The sequence below is a fragment of the Streptomyces sp. NPDC101132 genome, from assembly GCF_044759225.1.
Classification (GTDB): Bacteria; Actinomycetota; Actinomycetes; order Streptomycetales; family Streptomycetaceae; genus Streptomyces.
The window spans coordinates 14,220-32,617 of sequence record NZ_JBIVYX010000021.1; the positions used below are offsets into that span (position 1 = coordinate 14,220).

The 18,398-nt window shown below is 72.9% G+C and carries 18 protein-coding genes; 12 read left to right on the forward strand and 6 right to left on the reverse strand.

The genetic code is table 11. The features are described 5' to 3' along the window. The first annotated feature begins 17 nt into the window (after positions 1 to 17). Entirely contained in the window at positions 18 to 845 is an 828-nt protein-coding gene (locus tag ACIQUR_RS33330) for a potassium channel family protein (protein WP_403672747.1), read from the forward strand. Here the strand turns inward: ACIQUR_RS33330 and ACIQUR_RS33335 are convergent. After that, positions 826 to 1,290, reverse strand: a complete 465-nt coding sequence (locus tag ACIQUR_RS33335) for a peptidase inhibitor family I36 protein (RefSeq protein WP_403672749.1) — start codon at positions 1,288 to 1,290, stop codon at positions 826 to 828. The two genes, ACIQUR_RS33330 and ACIQUR_RS33335, sit on opposite strands and share 20 nt — an antisense overlap. 219 nt (positions 1,291 to 1,509) lie before the next feature. Then, on the reverse strand, positions 1,510 to 3,117 hold the full coding sequence (locus ACIQUR_RS33340; RefSeq protein WP_403672752.1) for an MFS transporter: 1,608 nt from the start codon (positions 3,115 to 3,117) through the stop codon (positions 1,510 to 1,512). Between the two features lie 117 nt (positions 3,118 to 3,234). Here ACIQUR_RS33340 and ACIQUR_RS33345 point away from each other — a divergent pair, with 117 nt between their 5' ends. From ACIQUR_RS33345 to ACIQUR_RS33355, 3 genes are all read left to right on the forward strand, one after another. Then, positions 3,235 to 3,918, forward strand: a complete 684-nt coding sequence (locus ACIQUR_RS33345) for a TetR family transcriptional regulator (RefSeq protein ID WP_403672755.1) — start codon at positions 3,235 to 3,237, stop codon at positions 3,916 to 3,918. A gap of 76 nt (positions 3,919 to 3,994) precedes the next feature. Beyond that, positions 3,995 to 5,245 carry an alpha/beta hydrolase gene (locus tag ACIQUR_RS33350; protein ID WP_403672758.1) on the forward strand — a complete coding sequence of 417 codons (1,251 nt, stop codon included), beginning with the start codon at positions 3,995 to 3,997 and terminating at the stop codon, positions 5,243 to 5,245. Positions 5,246 to 5,301: 56 nt separating this feature from the next. Next, on the forward strand, positions 5,302 to 6,174 hold the full coding sequence (locus ACIQUR_RS33355) for a DUF4429 domain-containing protein (protein WP_403672761.1): 873 nt from the start codon (positions 5,302 to 5,304) through the stop codon (positions 6,172 to 6,174). A gap of 83 nt (positions 6,175 to 6,257) precedes the next feature. Here ACIQUR_RS33355 and ACIQUR_RS33360 read toward each other — a convergent pair whose 3' ends face one another. Beyond that, positions 6,258 to 7,277 (reverse strand): aldo/keto reductase, encoded by a 1,020-nt coding sequence (locus tag ACIQUR_RS33360; protein ID WP_403672763.1) that lies wholly within the window; start codon positions 7,275 to 7,277, stop codon positions 6,258 to 6,260. After that, on the reverse strand, positions 7,277 to 7,654 hold the full coding sequence (locus ACIQUR_RS33365; RefSeq protein ID WP_403672766.1) for a MerR family transcriptional regulator: 378 nt from the start codon (positions 7,652 to 7,654) through the stop codon (positions 7,277 to 7,279). Before ACIQUR_RS33365 ends, ACIQUR_RS33360 begins: the two co-directional genes overlap by 1 nt. 52 nt (positions 7,655 to 7,706) lie before the next feature. Here ACIQUR_RS33365 and ACIQUR_RS33370 point away from each other — a divergent pair, with 52 nt between their 5' ends. Further along, positions 7,707 to 8,525, forward strand: a complete 819-nt coding sequence (locus tag ACIQUR_RS33370; RefSeq protein ID WP_403672769.1) for a serine hydrolase domain-containing protein — start codon at positions 7,707 to 7,709, stop codon at positions 8,523 to 8,525. A gap of 135 nt (positions 8,526 to 8,660) precedes the next feature. Next, the gene (locus ACIQUR_RS33375; RefSeq protein ID WP_403672771.1) at positions 8,661 to 10,919 is read left to right on the forward strand and encodes an N-acetylmuramoyl-L-alanine amidase; all 2,259 of its coding nucleotides are present in this window, start codon (positions 8,661 to 8,663) and stop codon (positions 10,917 to 10,919) included. Positions 10,920 to 10,946: 27 nt separating this feature from the next. Here ACIQUR_RS33375 and ACIQUR_RS33380 read toward each other — a convergent pair whose 3' ends face one another. Continuing rightward, complete coding sequence (locus tag ACIQUR_RS33380) at positions 10,947 to 11,600, reverse strand: pirin family protein (RefSeq protein ID WP_403672773.1); 654 nt, start codon at positions 11,598 to 11,600, stop codon at positions 10,947 to 10,949. Between the two features lie 59 nt (positions 11,601 to 11,659). Between ACIQUR_RS33380 and ACIQUR_RS33385 the strand changes: the two genes are divergently transcribed. From ACIQUR_RS33385 to fabF, 5 genes are all read left to right on the forward strand, one after another. Further along, on the forward strand, positions 11,660 to 12,859 hold the full coding sequence (locus ACIQUR_RS33385; protein WP_403672776.1) for a PucR family transcriptional regulator: 1,200 nt from the start codon (positions 11,660 to 11,662) through the stop codon (positions 12,857 to 12,859). Positions 12,860 to 12,948: 89 nt separating this feature from the next. Continuing rightward, positions 12,949 to 13,866 carry an ACP S-malonyltransferase gene (locus ACIQUR_RS33390; protein ID WP_403672779.1) on the forward strand — a complete coding sequence of 306 codons (918 nt, stop codon included), beginning with the start codon at positions 12,949 to 12,951 and terminating at the stop codon, positions 13,864 to 13,866. Positions 13,867 to 13,885: 19 nt separating this feature from the next. Continuing rightward, positions 13,886 to 14,881, forward strand: a complete 996-nt coding sequence (locus ACIQUR_RS33395; protein ID WP_403672782.1) for a ketoacyl-ACP synthase III — start codon at positions 13,886 to 13,888, stop codon at positions 14,879 to 14,881. A 65-nt stretch (positions 14,882 to 14,946) separates the two neighbouring features. Next, complete coding sequence (locus ACIQUR_RS33400; RefSeq protein WP_399951541.1) at positions 14,947 to 15,195, forward strand: acyl carrier protein; 249 nt, start codon at positions 14,947 to 14,949, stop codon at positions 15,193 to 15,195. A 76-nt stretch (positions 15,196 to 15,271) separates the two neighbouring features. Further along, on the forward strand, positions 15,272 to 16,534 hold the full coding sequence (fabF, locus tag ACIQUR_RS33405; protein ID WP_403672785.1) for a beta-ketoacyl-ACP synthase II: 1,263 nt from the start codon (positions 15,272 to 15,274) through the stop codon (positions 16,532 to 16,534). 91 nt (positions 16,535 to 16,625) lie between these two features. Here the strand turns inward: fabF and ACIQUR_RS33410 are convergent, their stop codons facing one another. Then, positions 16,626 to 17,120 (reverse strand): DUF3145 domain-containing protein, encoded by a 495-nt coding sequence (locus ACIQUR_RS33410; RefSeq protein ID WP_403672789.1) that lies wholly within the window; start codon positions 17,118 to 17,120, stop codon positions 16,626 to 16,628. Positions 17,121 to 17,437: 317 nt separating this feature from the next. On the opposite strand from ACIQUR_RS33410, the gene ACIQUR_RS33415 reads away from it, so the two are divergent. Beyond that, positions 17,438 to 18,361, forward strand: a complete 924-nt coding sequence (locus ACIQUR_RS33415; RefSeq protein ID WP_403672792.1) for an SGNH/GDSL hydrolase family protein — start codon at positions 17,438 to 17,440, stop codon at positions 18,359 to 18,361. Positions 18,362 to 18,398: the final 37 nt, after the last annotated feature.

An 18,398-nucleotide genomic window follows, 5' to 3' on the forward strand; every position in this document is an offset into this window, starting at 1 on the left:
TCTCTACGATGCGGGGCATGAAGGAACCGTCCCACCAGCTCCGCTGGGAGCGCCGCACCCAGATCCCGCTCTTCGTCTGTGCCGTCGCGTTCGGTGTGGCCTACGCCGTGCCGATCGTGGCGCCGGACGCGAGCGCCCGGGTGCACGAGGCGTGCCTGCTGGTGGAGTGGTGCGTGTGGGGCGCCTTCGCCCTGGACTACCTGGTACGGATGGCGCTCTCGGCGGACCGCCGCAGGTTCGTCCGTACGCACTGGCTGGACCTGCTGGCGGTGCTGCTGCCGATGTTCCAGCCGCTGCGGCTGCTGCGGCTGGTCTCGACGCTGCTGCTGGTCGGGCGGCGGGCCCGGATGGCGCCGCAGATCCGGCTGACCACCTACGTGGCGGGCGCGGTGGTGGGCCTGCTGATGTTCGGCTCCCTGGCGGTGCTGAGCGTGGAGCGGGACGCTCCGGACGGCAACATCAGGAACCTGGGGGACGCGGTCTGGTGGTCCTTCACGACCATGACCACCGTCGGGTACGGCGACCACTCCCCCACCACCGGGCTCGGCCGGGTGCTGGCGGTGGGCCTGATGCTCTCGGGCATCGCCCTGCTCGGTGTGGTGACCGCCAACATCGCGGCCTGGTTCATCTCCCGCTTCGAGCGCGACGACCTGGAGGAGCGCCGCCAGACCGCCGCGATCGCCGCCCTGACCGACGAGGTCAGGGCCCTCCGGGCGGAGGTGGCCCGGCTCTCGGGGAGCGGGCCGTCGGCGGTGCCGGCCGCGTCCGTGACGGCCGCGGTGCCGTCGGCGGCGCTCCCCGAGGCCGGTGCGGCCGTGGCGCCGCCTAGTTCTCCCACACCTTGAACGCGCGGATCTGGTACGGCGATTCGGGGAGCCAGACGCCGTCACCGGGGTAGGTCTGGAACTCGCCGGTCTCGGCGCACTCCGCGCTCTGGTAGGTGGTGACCGGGCGGCCGGTGCGGTTGGCCAGGGCCTGCGCCGTCTTGCCGGGCGGCAGCGGTACGCAGCTGTCCACGTCGGTGGTGCTCAGCTCGTGGACGCGCCGGGTGCTCTGGAAGCCGGGTTTGGCCCAGAGGCAGAGCTGGCCGCGCTCGCAGGTGCCGAGCGCGAGCGGCGGCGGGGCGGCGCCCCGGGTGCCGGGGGCGGCGGGGGCGGTCTGGGTCCGGGGGGCCGTCAGGGGGGTGGTGTGCGCGGCCGGGGCCGCCTGGGCCTGCGGGGTCGTGCTGGGCAGCAGGGCCGTGGCGGCCAGGAACGCGGCCGCGGCGAGGGTGCTGGGGTACGTGCGCATGGTTCGTCCCGTCTCGTGGTGCGGCGATGGCCCGTACGGGTGGTCCTGGCGGACCGGGGGCCCGTACGGATCGCCGTGACCCCACGCTGACCTGCGCCGATGCCCGGGCGGAAGGGGGCAGGCCCGGGTCCACCCGGATAGGCGAGAGCCCCGCCGGCGGTGGCCGGCGGGGCTCTCGTACGTACCGGGTTGACGCCCGGGTGCGGTCCGGGCGACGGGTCAGATGTGGCCGACTCCGGCGCCCGCCTCGGCGTTCTCGCCGCGCTTGGTGAGGAGCGCGACGGCCGCGGCGAGCACGCCGACGACACCGGCCACCAGGAAGGCGAGGCTCATGCCCGACACGAACGTGTCGTGGACGACGGTGGAGATCGTCTGCGTGACGGCCTCCGGCGTGCCCTTCGGGGACGGCGGGACGTAGCCCACCTCGACGCCCTTCTTCATCAGCTCCAGCTGCTCCGGCTGGAGCGGCGGGAGCTGGGCACGGGCCCAGTTGTCCTCGAACTCGCCGTCGACCTTGGCGGCCATGACGGCGCCGAGGACGGCCGTGCCGAGGCTGCCGCCGACCTGCATGGCGGCCTGCTGGAGGCCGCCCGCGACGCCGGACAGCTCCAGCGGGGCGTTGCCGACGATGACCTCGGTCGCACCGACCATGACCGGCGCGAGGCCGAGGCCGAGCAGGGCGAACCAGAGGGACATGGCGAGGGTGCCGGTGCCGGCGTCGAGTCCGGCGAGGCCGAAGCAGGCGGCGGCGGTGGCGACCATGCCGGCGACCAGCGGGATGCGGGGGCCGAGCTTGGTGATGGCCGCGCCGGCGGCCGGGGAGCCGATGATCATCATGCCGGTGAGCGGCAGCAGGTAGAGGCCGCTGTCGACCGGGCTCAGGCCGTGCACGTTCTGGAGGTAGAAGGTCACGAAGAAGAGGCCGCCCATGAAGGCGAAGGCCATCAGGACCATGAGCACCGTGCCGGCGGAGAGCGGTACGGAGCGGAAGATGCCCAGCGGGATGAGCGGTTCGCGGACCTTGCTCTCCCAGAAGGCGAAGAGCACGAAGGAGATCACGGTCCCGGCGAGGAAGCCGAGGGTGCGGGCGTCGCCCCAGCCCCACTCCGGGGCCTTGATGATGGACCAGACGAGCCCGAACATGGCTGCGGAGAGCAGCAGGACGCCGAGCAGGTCGAAGGACTTGGGCGCGTTCTCGGCGCGGTGGTCCTTGAGTATGACCAGGCCGAAGACGAGCGCGATCAGGCCCACCGGCACGTTGATGAAGAAGCAGGACTGCCAGCTGACGTGCTCGACGAGCAGGCCGCCGACGATCGGGCCGCCGGCGGTGGAGGCACCGATGACCATGCCCCAGATGCCGATGGCCATGTTGAGCCGCTCGGCGGGGAAGGTCGCGCGCAGCAGGCCGAGGGCGGCGGGCATGAGCAGCGCGCCGAAGAGGCCCTGGAGCACGCGGAAGGCGATGACCAGTTCGACGCTGTCGGAGAGGCCGATGGCGGCGGAGGCGGAGGCGAAGCCGGCGATGCCGATGAGGAAGGTCTGGCGGTGGCCGAAGCGGTCGCCGAGCTTGCCCGCGGTGATCAGGGAGACGGCCAGCGCGAGCAGGTAGCCGTTGGTGATCCACTGGACCTCGGCGAGCGTGGCACCGAGGTCTTCCTTGATCGTCGGGTTGGCTATCGCGACGATCGTGCCGTCGAGCGTGACCACCATGACGCCGATCGCGACAGCGAAGAGCGTGAGCCACGGGTGGCCGCGCAGCCCCTTGCCCGGCTCGTCGCCGGGGGTCTCGGAAGTCGCCCCGTCGGCGACGGTGAGCTGAGAAGTCATGGCAGGAAGGCTAGTGTCAGCCGCTGACATTTCTCCAACGGGTTAACGAGACAGCGACTGTCATTTGGCTCACAGGCTAGGGTGAGCCGCCCAGGCGGAGAGAGGACAAATCCGGTGATGACGGAACATCGAATCGCGCCGGCCGCCCCGACCGGAGCCCCGACCGGGCTGCGCGAGCGCAAGAAGCAGCGCACCCGGGACGCGCTGCTGCGCGCCGCCCTCGTGCTGTTCACGACCAAGGGCTACGAGCAGACCACCGTCGACGAGATCACCGAGGCCGTCGACGTCTCCCAGCGCACGTTCTTCCGCTACTTCGCGAACAAGGAGGAGGTGGCCTTCACCGCCCAGGACCTGGTCGAGTCCCACTTCCTCGCGGCCCTGCGCGCCCGCCCCGCGGAGGAGAACCCCTTCACCGCCCTGCGCGGCGCGGTGCTCGGCGCCTGGGAGACGATCGAGGAGGCCATCGGGGAGGTCGTACCGGTCGAACTCCACATGCGCACCTACCAGATGATCGAGTCGACCCCGGCGCTGCTCGCCGTGCACCTGCGCCGGTCCGTGGAGCTGGAGGAGCAGATCGCCCGGCTGGTGGCCGACCGCGAGGGCCTGGACGTGAACGCCGACCCCCGCCCCCGCGTCGCGGTCGCCGCCTTCTCCGGTGTGATGCGGGTGACCGGACGGCTGTGGGGACTGGGCTCCGACGCCTCCGTCGAGGCGATCCGCCGGATGACGGAGGAGTACCTCGACCACCTCACCCCGGCCCTCGCCGCCGACTGGCGGACACCGGCGGCGTACGGAGGGTGACGCCGGCGCGGTACGCAGGGTGACGCCGGTCACCCTGTGGGGACTCGTCCGTACGGGTCTCCTACTGTGGTCCGCAGTGACTTCCAACGACCCTTCCCCGGCTACCGCCGGGGGCACCCCCACCGCCAGCGGCCCGACCGCCGGGCGCGCGCTGTCCGCCCTCGCGGTGGTCCTCGTCATGCTCCTCACCACCGGCTGGACCGCCCTGCACCGGTCGGCCGAGGAGCCGTCGCCGCGCGCCGCGGCCCTGGCCGTGTGGGCCCGCGCGACCATCGACGGCCGCCGGCTGCCGCCCGCCGACGCGCCTGCCCCGCGCCTGCGGAGCTTCTTCGCGAGCCTGGACGGCGCCCAGCGCGCCCGGCTCGCCGACCGCTTCCCGCTCGTCGTCGGCGGCCTCGACGGCGCGCCGGTCACGCTGCGGTACCGGGCCAACCGCCGGGCCCTGGCCCTCGCCCGCACCGCCGAACGGGCCCGGGCCCGGGACAACGGGCTGGCTCCGGCGGCCCGCGACGAGTCCGCCCGCCGCGCGCACCGGTTCGGCTCGCTCCTGGAGCCCGGCCGCCGGATCCTCTTCTTCGACCCCACCGGCGGCGGCCTGGTCGCGGAGGTCTTCGGCGACCTGGACACCGCCCGCCGGGTCTCCGTGGTCGTCCCGGGCGTGGACACCGACGTGCTGACCTTCGAGCGCACCCAGCGCCGCTACTCCGCCCCCGTCGGCATGGCCGAGGCCTTGTACGACGCCGAGCGTGCGGCCGCACCGGCCGGCGACACCGCCGTGATCGCCTGGGCCGGGTACACCACGCCGGCCGGCGTCGGGGTGGACGCCGCCACCGGGCACCTCGCCGCCCAGGGCGCCGCACGGCTGGCCGCCCTCACCGCCGCGCTGCCCGGGCACTCCTCGGTGGCCCTGTTCTGCCACAGCTACGGCTCCGTGGTGTGCGGGGTGGCCGCGCGGCACCTGCCGGCTCGGGTCACCGACATCGCCGTCGCCGGCAGCCCCGGGATGCGCGCCCGGTCGGCGGCCGGACTCGGCACGGCCGCGCGGGTCTGGGCCACCCGGGACCCCGAAGACTGGATCGGCGACGTGCCGTACCTGGAGGTCGGGGGCATCGGGCACGGCGCGGACCCGGTGGACCCGGCGTTCGGGGCGCGGGTGCTGTCCTCCGCCGGCGCGAAGGGGCACACCGGCTATTTCACGCCAGGCTCGGCATCCCTCGGCAACTTCGCCCGGATCGGCGTCGGTTCGTACACGTCGGTGACCTGTGCACCGGGTGAAACCTCCTGTACGCGCGGGATTTCCGGGACAGACGGTCCTGCGGGGGTCTAGGGACGGGAAATCCGCCCAGGGCCGCGAGGGGACGCCGGGGCGCACGCCCGCTTACGATGAGCCGCATGGGTGACGTACTGGCCGGAAATCACGCCGTCTGGGAGTTCCATTCGGATTCGGTGCTCATCCGCTTCGAACGGGGGATCAGGACGCCACGCCTGTGGGCCGCGCTGGGTCAACGGCGCGTGCCCTACGAGGCGTTGGCCGGCGCCACGGTCACCCCGGGGAAGCGGGACACGGTGGTGCTGCGGGCCGAGCCGCGGCCGGGCGCCGATCCGCTGGTCGAGGCTGCCGCGGGGCAGCTCAAGGAGTCCTGCGACCCGTACCGGCTGGTGCTGCCGGCCGACCGGGCCGCGCTCGCGGGCGAGCTGGCGCGGCAGCTGCGGGACGCGCTGGGACCCGTGCCGGACGAGCCGGTGAATCGTTTCCTGGTGGCCGTGCCCGAGGCTCCGGTGCAGTTCAAGGGGTACGACGCCAAGGCCTCCTTCGACGGCACGGCCGTGACGCTGCGCTGGTCGCGCACGGGCGCCTCCACCACGAAGTGGCGGGCGGGCGACCAGTACCTGCCGGTGGCGGAGCTGGGCGGCGTGGAGTGGCGCACCCCGGAGGCGCCCGGCGGCCACCTGCGGCTGCTGCGCCGCGAGGGGCCGGGCGCGGGGGCCCGTACCGCCGAGCCCGACCAGGACCCGGCCACCGTGCTGTTCGGCACGGGCAGCGGCGCGGTGCACGAGTCGCTGCCGTTCGCCGCGGCCGTGCTGCGGGCGGTACGGAGCCGGGGGCCGGCCCTGCCGGTCGCGGCGGTCCGCCCGCGCAGCGACCCGGCCGACATCGCCGACCGGATCAGGCACCTGGGCGAGCTGCACAGTGCCGGGCTGCTCACGGACGACGAGTTCACCTCGAAGAAGGCCGAGCTGCTCGCCCAGCTGTGAGCGGGCCGCCTCCGAACCCGGCCGGCCCGGACTCCGGACCCCGGCGGCCCGAACCCGGCCGGCCCGGACTCCGGCCGGCCCCCCTACGCCTCCCGGGCCAGCGAGGTGAAGGTCATGTCCGGGTACCGGTCGCCCGCGACCCGGCCCGCGATGGGCTCCAGCAGCGCCAGCTCCTCCGCGGTCAGGGTGATCCGGCTCGCGGCGGTGTTCTCCAGCAGCCGGGACCGCTTCCGGGTGCCCGGGATCGGTACGACCGCCAGCCCGTGTACCTCGGCCCGCTGGTGCACCCAGGCCAGCGCGATCTGCGCCGGGCTGACGCCGCGCGCCGCGGCCACCGCCCGTACCGGCTCCAGCAGCACGCCGTTGGCCCGCGCGTTCTCACCGCTGAACCGGGGCTGGACCTGCCGGAAGTCGCCGGCGGTCAGCTCCTTGCCGGCGTCCGCGAAGGCCCCGGTCAGGAAGCCACGGCCGAGCGGCGAGTACGGCACGAAGGCCACGCCCAGCTCGGCGGCGGCGCCCACCGCGCTCAGTTCCACGTCCCGGCTGAACAGGGACCACTCCGACTGCACCGCGGCGATCGGGTGCACGGCGTGCGCCTCGCGCAGCTCCGCCCCGGTGACCTCGCTCAGCCCGAGGTGGCGCACCTTGCCCTCGGCCACCAGCTCGGCCATGGCACCGACCGACTCGGCGAGCGGCACGGCGGGGTCGCGGCGGTGCATGTAGTAGAGGTCGACGGTCTCCACGCCCAGGCGCTTGAGGCTGCCCTCGACGGAGGAGCGGATGTGGTCGCGGTCGTTGCGGATGCCCCGGTAGGAGGGGTCGTCGGGCCTGCGTACCAGGGCGAACTTGGTGGCCAGGACGATCTCGTCCCGGTGGGCCGCCACGAAGGGGGCGAGGAACTCCTCGTTCCTGCCGAGGCCGTAGACGTCCGCGGTGTCGAAGAGGGTGACGCCTGCCTCCAGGGCCGCGTCCAGGGTGTCGCGCGCCGCCGGCTCGTCCGTCGCGCCGTAGTACTCGCTCATGCCCATGCAGCCGAGGCCCTGCACGCCCACCAGCGGGCCGCCGGTACCGAGGGCCACCTGTGCGATCTTGCCGTGCTCCATCAGGAACGTGCCTTCCCCGTGTAGATGCCGATCTTGCGGTCGAGGACCGCGAGGGTCCCGGTGAGCTCGTCGATCCGCGCGAGGACCTCGCGCCGGGTCCGCTCCAGCAGCTCGCGCCGCTCGCCGAAGGTGTGGTCGCCCGCGCGGACCAGCTCCGCGTACCGGACCATGTCGGCGACCGCCATGCCGGTCGCCCGCAGCTTGCCGACGAAGGCCAGCCAGTCGAGGTCCCGGTCGCTGAACCGCCGCTGCCCGGAGTGCGACCGGTCCACGTGCGGCATCAGGCCGATCCGCTCGTACCAGCGCAGGGTGTGCGCGCTCAGTCCGGTGCGCTCCGCCACCTCGCCGATGGTGTACCGGGTCTCCGTCAGGCTCATGGCCCCCACGCTAGAGACTTGGAGTGCACTCCAAGCAAGTAGGCTCGGCGGCATGGAGAGCCTGCGCATCATCGAGACCTGGCCCGTGCCGACCGCCGCCGCCGCGGTGGTCCGGGCCGACGGCACCGTCGCCGGAACGCACGGACCGGTCGCACACCGCTTCGCGCTGGCCTCCGTCACCAAGCCGCTCGCCGCGTACGCCGCGCTGGTGGCGTACGAGGAGGGGGCGATCGAGCTGGACGAGCCGGCCGGGCCCGAGGGCGCGACCGTACGCCACCTGCTCGCGCACACCAGCGGGCTGGCCTTCGACGAGCACCGCGTGATGGCCCCGCCCGGCCGGCGGCGGCTCTACTCCAACGCGGGCTTCGAGGTGCTCGGCGACCACATCGCCAAGGCCACCGACATCCCCTTCGCCGAGTACCTGCACCAGGCGGTGCTGGAGCCGCTGGGCATGAGCTCGACGACCCTGGACGGCTCGCCGGCCAAGGACGCGGTCTCGACCGTCGAGGACCTGGTCCGCTTCGCGGCGGAGCTCCAGGCGCCCCGCCTGCTCGACCCCCGCACCGTGGCCGAGGCAACCGCCGTGGTCCACCCGGGCCTCAAGGGCGTGCTGCCCGGCTACGGGAGCCAGTCCCCCAACGACTGGGGCCTGGGCGTGGAGATCCGCGACGGCAAGTCCCCGCACTGGACCGGCGCCGGCTCCTCGCCCCGCACCTTCGGCCACTTCGGCCAGGCCGGCACCTTCCTGTGGGTGGACCCGGACGCGCGCGCCGCGTGCGTCGCGCTGACGGACCGCCCCTTCGGTCCCTGGGCCGTCGAGGCGTGGCCGCCCTTCACGGACGCGGTGCTGGCCGAACTGCGTTCCCTTTGAGACGCAGATCACGCACCCGCCTCCTGACGGTCTGCCCGGTTGCGGCTGAAAAGCGCCCGTGGTCGACCGCCTTCGGACGGATAGATTCCGGTTCTCCCCCCGCCACCCCCCACTGGTCGGAGAGAAAGAGAACCGGTGCGCACGCGCAGAATCTGGCTGACGGCCGTCGCCGTCACCGCAGGAATCGCCGGCGTCCTCACCCTCCAGGGTGTGGCCGGCACGGACGGTCTCGATCCGGAGCCGGAGAACGGCGGCAGATCCTCCGGACCCGTCGTCTCCACCGTGCGCACCCCGGCCCTTGAGGTGTCGGGCACCGGGGCCGCGTACCGGGACGAGGACACCGGCCCGTTCAGCATGCTGGCCGTCTCCTGGGCCGACCCCACCCGCACGGTCGACGGCGTGATCAAGGTCCGCGCCCACTCCCGGAAGACCGGCGAGTGGGGCCGCTGGCTGACCCTCGGCTCCGAGGGCGAGGCCGCCTCCGACGGGGCCGCCCGCCCCGGCCTGCGCGGGGTCTCCGAGCCCGCCTGGACCGGCCCGTCCGACGGCGTCGAGGTCCGGGTCGAGGGCCGCGGCTCCACCGCCCTGCCCGAGGGCCTGCGGGTGGACCTGGTCGACCCGGGCAGCTCCCGCGTCGTACGGGCCGAGCCGGCCGCGTACGCCGTCGGCAGCACGGAGGAGGAGACGGCGACCCCCGCGGCGCCGGTCCCGGAACCGTCCGGGAGCCCCACCGCCCCCGAGCCCACGCCCGCCGGCACCCCCACCGCCGACGGACCCGCGCCCTCGGCGGGCACCACCTCCCCCGAGCCGTCGGCCACCACCTCGGAGCCCGCCCCGGCGACGCCGTCCCCCGCCGTCTCCACCACTCCGCCGCCGACGGCGCCGGTCTCCACCGTGCCCCGGCCGCCGATCGTCACCCGCGCCGAGTGGGGCGCCGACGAGACGATGAACGACGAGGCGCCCACGTACGGCACCGAGGTCAAGGTCGCGTTCGTCCACCACACCGCGCAGAACAACGACTACAGCTGCGCCGACTCGGCCGCGATCATGCGCGGCCTGCACACGCTGCACGTGAAGACGAACGGCTGGAAGGACCTCGGCTACAACTTCGTCGTCGACAAGTGCGGCACGGTCTTCGAGGGCCGCAAGGGCGGCGTCGACCTCCCCGTCGTCGGCGCCCAGACGTACGGGTTCAACACCGACACCACCGGCATCGCCGTGATCGGCAGCCACACAGACGTCGACGCACCGGCCGCCGCCAAGACCGCGGTCGCCCGCGTCGCCGCCTGGAAGCTCGGCCAGTACGCGTACGACCCGGCCGGCAGCACCACCGTCAAGGCCGTCATCAACAACGGCAGGTACACGGCCGGTACGGACGTGACCTTCCAGCGCATCTCCGGCCACCGCGACGGCTTCGCCACCGAGTGCCCCGGCACCGCGCTGTACGAACAGCTGCCCGCCCTGCGCACCTGGGCCGCCGGACCGGTCGCCGGACTGGCCGTCAGCTCCGTCTCGGGCGCGGGGAAGTCGGGCAGCACCCACTACACGAAGGGCGCGGTCACGGTCCGCTGGACCGCCACCACCCCCGCCGCGTTCATCGCGAAGTACGAGCTGCTGGTGGACGGCACGGCCGTGGCGAGCACCGGCGGCACCGCCGGCTCGGCGTCGGCGACCCTGGCCCCCGGCAGCCACCAGGTCCGGGTCCGCGCCACCCACCAGTCCGGGCGCACCTCGGACTCGGCGGCCGTCACCGTGGTCGCGGAGACCACCCCGCCCACCTTCCCGGTCCCGCCCTCACTGGTCCTGCGCACCGGCACGGTGGAGCCCACGGCCGTGCCGGTCACGCTCTCCTGGCGGGCGGCCGACACCGCGGCGCTGAAGAACGTCAGGCTCACCGCCCCGGTCCAGGTCACCTACCTGCCGACCACGTTGAGCTCCGCGAAGACCGCCGCCCCCGGCGTCACCACGGCCTTCCCGATGACCGCGTACGACCAGGCGGGCAACACCGCCGCCGCCTCGGGCACGGCCGCGCCGGCCGTCGTCCAGGAGACCGCGGCCGTCAAGTCGGGCACCTGGGCGGCCCGTTCGAGCAGCAGCTACCTGGGCGGCGGCTCGCTCTCGACCTCCGCGCCGAACGCCTCGCTCAGCTGGACCTTCACCGGCCGCTCGGTGGCGTGGGTGGTGTCCCGGGCGAGCGGTTCCGGACAGGCGTACGTCTACCTCGACGGGACCAAGGTCGCCACGGTGGACCTGAGGTCGGACACCGTGAAGTACCGGGACGCGATCTTCACCAAGTCCTGGCCCACCAGCGGCACCCACACCCTGAAGGTCGTCAACGCCGGCACCGCCGGCCGCCCGACGGTCACGACGGACGGCATCGTCCACCTCAAGTGACCGGAGCCGCCGTCACGGCAGCCGCCGTCACGGCAGCTCCCACAGCAGCAGCTCCCCCGGGGACTTGGCCACGATCTCCAGGCCCTCCGCGCCGGTGATCCGCGCCGAGTCCCCGGGGCCGAGCAGCTCGCCGTCAAGGCCGTGCTCACCGCGCACCACGTGCACGTACACGCGGGCCGCGTCCGGTACGGCCGTCCGCTCGCCGGCGGCCGGCCGGCGCACGTGCAGCACCGCGCCGGCGGCCGGCAGGCGGTACGGGGTGCCGTCGGCGATCCCGCGGACCACCTCGTACGAGGGATCGCCCCCGGCCTCCAGAGGCGCGAGCCACATCTGCACGAACCGCAGCGGAACCTCGCCGTCGTTCCGCTCGACGTGCCGGACACCCGCGGCGGAGCTGAGGCGCTGCACGTCCCCGGGCCGCACCACGGTCGCGTGGCCCGCCGTGTCGCGGTGGGTCAGCTCGCCCTCCACGACCCAGGTGACGATCTCCGTGTGGCTGTGGGGGTGCTCCTCGAAGCCCGCGCCGGGCGCCAGCAGCTCCTCGTTGCACGCCAGGACCGGTCCGAACCGGATGTTCTCGGGGTCGTAGAAGCTCCCGAAGGAGAAGGCGTGCCGGGTCGTGATGCCGGCCTCCCCGTCCCCGCCCGCATACCGGTCAGCACCGCGCCGCACATCCGTCATGGGAGCCACCGTAGACCCCGGGGCTCCGCCCGGGCGTCCGGATAAGGCAGTCTTGTCCCGTGCCAGAACCCGATCGTGAGCTTTCCCCCGCGCATCCCGCCCACCCGCACGCCGCGACGCTGCGACGGCTCGAGAAGTCGTCGGGCCGCCTGGCCGCGAACGCGATCGCCCGCATGGACGAGATGCTGCCGTGGTACCGGGCGATGCCCCCGGAGAACCGGTCGTGGATCGGTCTGGTCGCCCAGGCCGGCATCGCGGCCTTCACCGAATGGTTCCGGCACCCCGAGACCCCCCAGGCCATCTCGACCGACGTCTTCGGCACGGCTCCGCGCGAGCTGACCCGGGCGATCACGCTGCGCCAGACCGTCGAGATGGTGCGCACCACGATCGAGGTCATGGAAGCGGCGATCGAGGAGGTCGCCGCGCCCGGTGACGAGTCGATCCTGCGCGAGGCGCTGCTGGTGTACGCCCGGGAGATCGCCTTCGCCACGGCCCAGGTGTACGCGCAGGCCGCCGAGGCCCGCGGCGCCTGGGACGCCCGGCTGGAGTCCCTGGTGGTCAACGCGGTGCTGTCCGGCGAGGCGGACGAGGGCGCGCTCTCCCGGGCGGCCGCCCTCGGCTGGAACTCGCCCGAGCACGTCTGCGTGGTGCTGGGCACGGCCCCCGACGGCGACAGCGAACTGACGGTGGAGGCCATCCGGCGCGCCTCCCGGCACGCGAAGGTCCAGGTGCTCACCGGGGTGCTGGGCGACCGGCTGGTGGTCATCGCGGGCGGCAGCGACAACCCGCTGGGCGTGGCCAAGGCGCTGATCGGCCCGTTCGCCGCGGGCCCGGTGGTGGCGGGGCCCGTCGTACCCGACCTGCTCACCGCGACGAAGTCCGCGCAGGCCGCGGCCGCGGGCCTGAAGGCCTGTGCGGCCTGGCAGGACGCGCCGCGCCCGGTGCTGGCGGACGATCTCCTGCCGGAGCGCGCCATCGCGGGAGACCCCTCGGCCCGCGAACAGCTGGTGGAGGAGATCTACAGACCACTGGAGGAGGCCGGATCGGCGCTCCTGGAAACCTTGAGCGTCTATCTGGAGCAGGCGAGCAGTCTGGAGGGGGCTGCACGGATGCTGTTCGTGCACCCGAACACCGTGCGCTACCGGCTGCGACGTGTGACGGACGTCACCGGATGGTCCCCGTCCGATGTACGTTCAGCGTTCACCCTGAGGATCGCGCTGATTCTGGGGCGTCTGGCCGACGGTGATACTGGGTCCTAGACTTTTGTAGGACATCAACAATTACCCCATCGGTTCTTCGTCCCTGTCCCCACGGGCGGCGGGGACCATCGACAAGAGAGAGTGTGAGGGTGCTCGTACTCGTCGCTCCCGGCCAAGGCGCTCAGACGCCCGGCTTCCTGACCCCCTGGCTCGACCTTCCCGGCGCCGCCGACAAGCTCGCCGCCTGGTCCGACGCCATCGGTCTCGACCTCGCCCACTACGGCACCCAGGCCGACGCCGACGCGATCCGTGACACGGCGGTGGCCCAGCCGCTGCTCGTCGCCGCGGGTCTGCTGTCCGCCGCCGCCCTGGACGCGGGCTCCGCCTTCGGCGCCGTCGCCGGCCACAGCGTCGGTGAGATCACCGCCGCCGGCTACGCGGGCGTGCTGTCCGAGACGGACGCGCTCAAGCTCGTCCGCACCCGCGGCCTGGCGATGGCCGAGGCCGCCGCGGTCACCCCGACCGGTATGTCCGCCGTGCTCGGCGGCGACCGCGACACCGTGGTCGCGCACCTGGAGAAGCTGGGGCTGACCCCGGCCAACATCAACGGCGCGGGCCAGATCGTGGCCGCCGGCACGATGGAGCAGCTGGCCGCCCTGGGCGAGGACAAGCCCGAGGGCGCCATGAAGGTCGTCACCCTCAAGGTCGCGGGGGCCTTCCACACGCACCACATGGCTCCGGCCGTGGCCACCCTGGAGGTGGCCGCCAAGGCCCTCTCCCCGGCGGACCCGTCGCTGAGCTACGTCTCGAACAAGGACGGCCAGGTCGTGGCTTCGGGCGCCGAGGTCGTCGCCCGCCTGGTGGGCCAGGTGGCCAACCCGGTGCGCTGGGACCTGTGCATGGAGACCTTCGCGGAGCTGAAGGTCACCGGGATCGTCGAGCTGTGCCCGGGCGGGACCCTCACGGGTCTTGCCAAGCGCGCGCTCAAGGGTGTTCCCTCGGTGGCCCTCAAGACCCCGGACGACCTCGAAAAGGCCGCCGCGCTCATCGCCGAGCACGCGGCCTGAGAGAAGGAGCCCCCACAGCATGTCGAAGATCAAGCCTGCCAAGGGCTCCCCGTACGCCCGCATCCTCGGTGTCGGCGGCTACCGCCCGACCCGCGTGGTGCCCAACGAGGTCATCCTGGAGACGATCGACTCGTCCGACGAGTGGATCCGTTCCCGCTCCGGCATCGCCACCCGTCACTGGGCCGGCGAGGACGAGACCGTCGCCTCGATGTCCGTCGAGGCCTCCGGCAAGGCCCTGGCCGACGCCGGCATCTCGGCGGAGCAGATCGGTGCCGTGATCGTCTCGACGGTCTCGCACTTCAGGCAGACCCCCGCGGTCGCCACGGAGATCGCCGACCGCATCGGCGCGGGCAAGCCCGCCGCGTTCGACATCTCCGCGGGCTGTGCCGGCTTCGGCTACGGCCTGACCCTGGCGAAGGGTCTGGTCGTCGAGGGTTCCGCCGAGTACGTGCTGGTCATCGGCGTCGAGCGGCTCTCGGACCTGACCGACCTGGAGGACCGTGCCACGGCCTTCCTGTTCGGTGACGGCGCCGGTGCCGTGATCGTCGGTCCGTCGGACGAGCCGGCCATCGGCCCGACCGTCTGGGGCTCCGAGGGCGACAAGTCGGAGACCATCAAGCAGACCGTGCCGTGGGATAAGTACCAGACCGGGGACAAGTTCCCGGCCATCACGCAGGAGGGCCAGGCGGTGTTCCGCTGGGCCGTCTTCGAGATGGCGAAGGTCGCCCAGCAGGCGCTGGACGCGGCCGGGATCACCCCGGACGACCTGGACGTCTTCATCCCGCACCAGGCGAACATGCGGATCATCGACTCGATGGTGAAGACTTTGAAGCTGCCGGAGCACGTCACGGTCGCCCGTGACGTGGAAACCACCGGCAACACCTCGGCCGCCTCGATCCCGCTCGCGATGGAGCGGCTCCTGGCGACCGGACAGGCGAAGAGCGGGGACACCGCGCTCGTCATCGGCTTCGGGGCGGGTCTCGTCTACGCCGCGACGGTCGTTACTCTCCCCTAGGCGTCCGGATCCTCCGGTCACCCGCCGAGCACCACCTTTCACGACAGCTATCGAAGGAGCGCCAGATGGCCTTCACCCAGGACGAGATCGTCGAGGGTCTCGCCGACATCGTCAACGAGATCGCGGGCATCCCGACCGAGGACGTCCAGCTCGACAAGTCCTTCACCGACGACCTGGACGTCGACTCCCTGTCCATGGTCGAGGTCGTCGTCGCCGCCGAAGAGCGCTTCGACGTCAAGATCCCGGACGAGGACGTCAAGAACCTCAAGACGGTCGGCGACGCTGCCGACTACATCCTGAAGCACCAGGCCTGATCGAGCGCGCTTGTCGCCACCCGGCGGTGGCGCCGTGACAATTCAGCACCCTCTTACACGTGGAGAAAGAATTCCTGTGAGCCCGACCAATCGCACCGTGGTCGTCACCGGTATCGGCGCCACCACTCCGCTGGGTGGCGACAGCGCGTCGACCTGGGAAGGGCTGCTCGCCGGCCGTTCCGGGGTCAAGCCCCTGGAGGGCGAGCGGTTCGCCGACCTGCCGGTCCGCATCGCCGCTCAGGCCGCCGTGGACCCGCTGGACGTGCTGCCCCGCCCGGTGGCCCGCAAGCTGGACCGCTCGGCGCAGTTCGCGCTGATCGCGGCCAAGGAGGCCTGGCAGGACGCCGGTTACACCGGCCCCGCGGGCGAGGACGCCTCGATCGACCCGGACCGCCTCGGCACCGTCATCGCCTCCGGCATCGGCGGCGTGACGACCCTGCTCGACCAGTACGACGTACTGAAGGAAAAGGGTGTGCGCCGGGTCTCCCCGCACACCGTCCCCATGCTCATGCCGAACGGCCCGTCGGCCAACGTCGGCCTGGAGGTCAACGCCCAGGCGGGCGTGCACACCCCGGTCAGCGCCTGCGCCTCCGGCGCCGAGGCCATCGGCTACGCCGTCGAGATGATCCGTACCGGCCGTGCCGACGTGGTCGTCGCCGGCGGCACCGAGGCGGCGATCCACCCGCTGCCCATCGCGGCCTTCGCCAACATGATGGCGATGTCCAAGAACAACGAGAACCCCACGGTCGCCTCGCGTCCCTATGACAAGGAGCGCGACGGCTTCGTCCTCGGCGAGGGTGCGGGCGTCGTCGTCCTGGAGTCCGCCGAGCACGCCGCCCGCCGTGGCGCCCGCGTCTACTGCGAGGTGCTCGGCCAGGGCCTGTCGGCCGACTCCCACCACATCGCGCAGCCCGAGCCCACCGGCCGCGGCGTCGCGGCGGCGGTGCAGAACCTGCTGGACAACACCGGCCTGAAGCCGTCCGAGGTGGTCCACCTCAACGCGCACGCCACGTCCACCCCGCAGGGCGACATCGCCGAGATCAAGGCCCTGCGCAAGGTGCTGGGCGACGACCTCGACCACGTCGCGATCTCCGCGACCAAGTCGATGACCGGCCACCTGCTGGGCGGCGCCGGCGGCATCGAGACCGTCGCGACCGTGCTGGCGCTGCACCACCGCGTCGCGCCGCCGACCATCAACGTCGACGCCATGGACGAGGACATCGACGCCGACGTGGTCGTCGGCGAGCCGCGGAAGCTGCCCGAGGGCCAGATCGTCGCGATCAACAACTCCTTCGGATTCGGCGGCCACAACGTGGTCCTCGCCTTCCGGACGGTCTGATCCGCGGAGTTCCCACCGATGTGGAGGGCCCCGCCCGGCGCTTGCCGGGCGGGGCCCTCCGTCATGTCAGGGCCACGCGGCCCGCGCCGCGTCAGACCACCTGGTGGAGCCAGCGGACGGGGGCGCCCTCGCCCGCGTAGCGGAAGGGCTCCAGCTCGTCGTCCCAGGGCTTGCCCAGCAGTCTGGCGATCTCCGCCTCCAGGTCCGTCTCGCCGCCGGCGGCGCGGGCCAGGGCGGCGCGCAGCCGGTCCTCGGGGACCAGGATGTCGCCGTGCATTCCGGTGACGGCGTGGAAGATGCCCAGTTCGGGCGTGGAGCTGTAGCGCTCGCCCTCGGCGGTGGGGCAGGGCTCGGCCGTCACCTCGAAGCGCAGCAGGTGCCAGCCGCGCAGGGCGGAGGCGAGCTTGGACGCCGTACCCGCCTCGGCCTCCCAGGAGAACTCGGCCCGCCAGGTGCCCGGCGACGCGGGCTGTCTGATCCAGTCGAGACTCACCCGCACTCCGAGCACGCCCGCCACCGCCCATTCCACGTGCGGGCAGAGCGCGCGCGGTGCGGAGTGCACGTACAGAACTCCACGTGTCGTCACCGGGACCTCCAGTGTGGGACGAGGTTCGCCTTCCCCAGCGGCCTCGTTCCGGTGCCGCTCCCGAGATCACTGATAGTAAACAACATCGGGAGTGAATCTCCTGAAAACGGACAGTATGTGACGTGTTGTAATTTACCGGAACCGATCTGACATTGCGCCACTGGGGTTGTGCGGCTGAATCGCCACGGGGAAAAGCTACCGTGCGCCGGGGTCCCAGGTGTGACGTACGGTCGGTCCCAAGGGCCGGAAACACCGAGCTTTCACTCAGCAGGACGCCGCCGGAACACCGCCCGGCGACGAGGGAGGGGACCACGGGCATGGGGAGCACGACGGGGCGCCACCGCGCCGGGACCGCCGTCGCGGGAGCGGCCACGGCCGTGCTCGTGCTGGTCGGAGCGGTTTCGGGCTGTTCCGCGGGTGACGCGGGGGGCCAGGGTGGACGCAGTGGGAAGTCCGCCGCGCGGCCTTCGGCGAAACCCACTCCGGAGTGGAAGGCGAATCCTTCCTCCATCGCCGCTGTGGGTGACTCCATCACCCGTGGTTTCGATGCCTGTTCGGTTCTGGCGGACTGTCCCGAGGCCTCGTGGGCGACCGGGAGCGACCCCGCGGTGCGCAGTCTGGCCACCCGGCTGCTCGGGGACGCGAAGGCCGCGGGCAGCAGCTGGAACTTCGCCCGCACGGGCGCCCGGATGTCCGACCTGCCGGCGCAGCTGGAGGAGGCGGCGGCGCAGCGCCCGGAACTGGTCACGGTGATGACCGGCTCCAACGACGCGTGCCGGGCGACGGCCGGCGCGATGACGCCGGTGGCCGAGTTCCGCGCCGATTTCGAGCGGGCGCTGAAGACGCTGCGGGCCAGGCTGCCGAAGACGCAGGTGTACGTGTCGAGTGTGCCGGACCTGATGCGGCTGTGGGAGCAGGGCCGGGGCAGCCCGCTGGGCCGGAAGATCTGGAACCTGGGCGTGTGCCCCTCGATGCTGGCGGACCCGCTGGCCGTGGACGCGCCGGCGGTGACGCGGCGCAAGTCGGTACGGGCCCGGGTGGTCGCGTACAACGACGCGCTGCGCGAGGTGTGCGGGAAGGACCCGCTGTGCCGGTACGACGGCGGAGCGGTCTTCCAGTACCCCTTCACCGTCGGGCAGTTGAGCCGGTGGGACTGGTTCCACCCCGGCAAGGACGGGCAGGCGCGGCTGGCGGAGCTGGCGCACCGCCAGGTGACGGCCGCCCGGGCGCCGGTGGCGTAGGGGCCGGCGCCGCAGGGCCGGTGCCGCACGGCCGGTG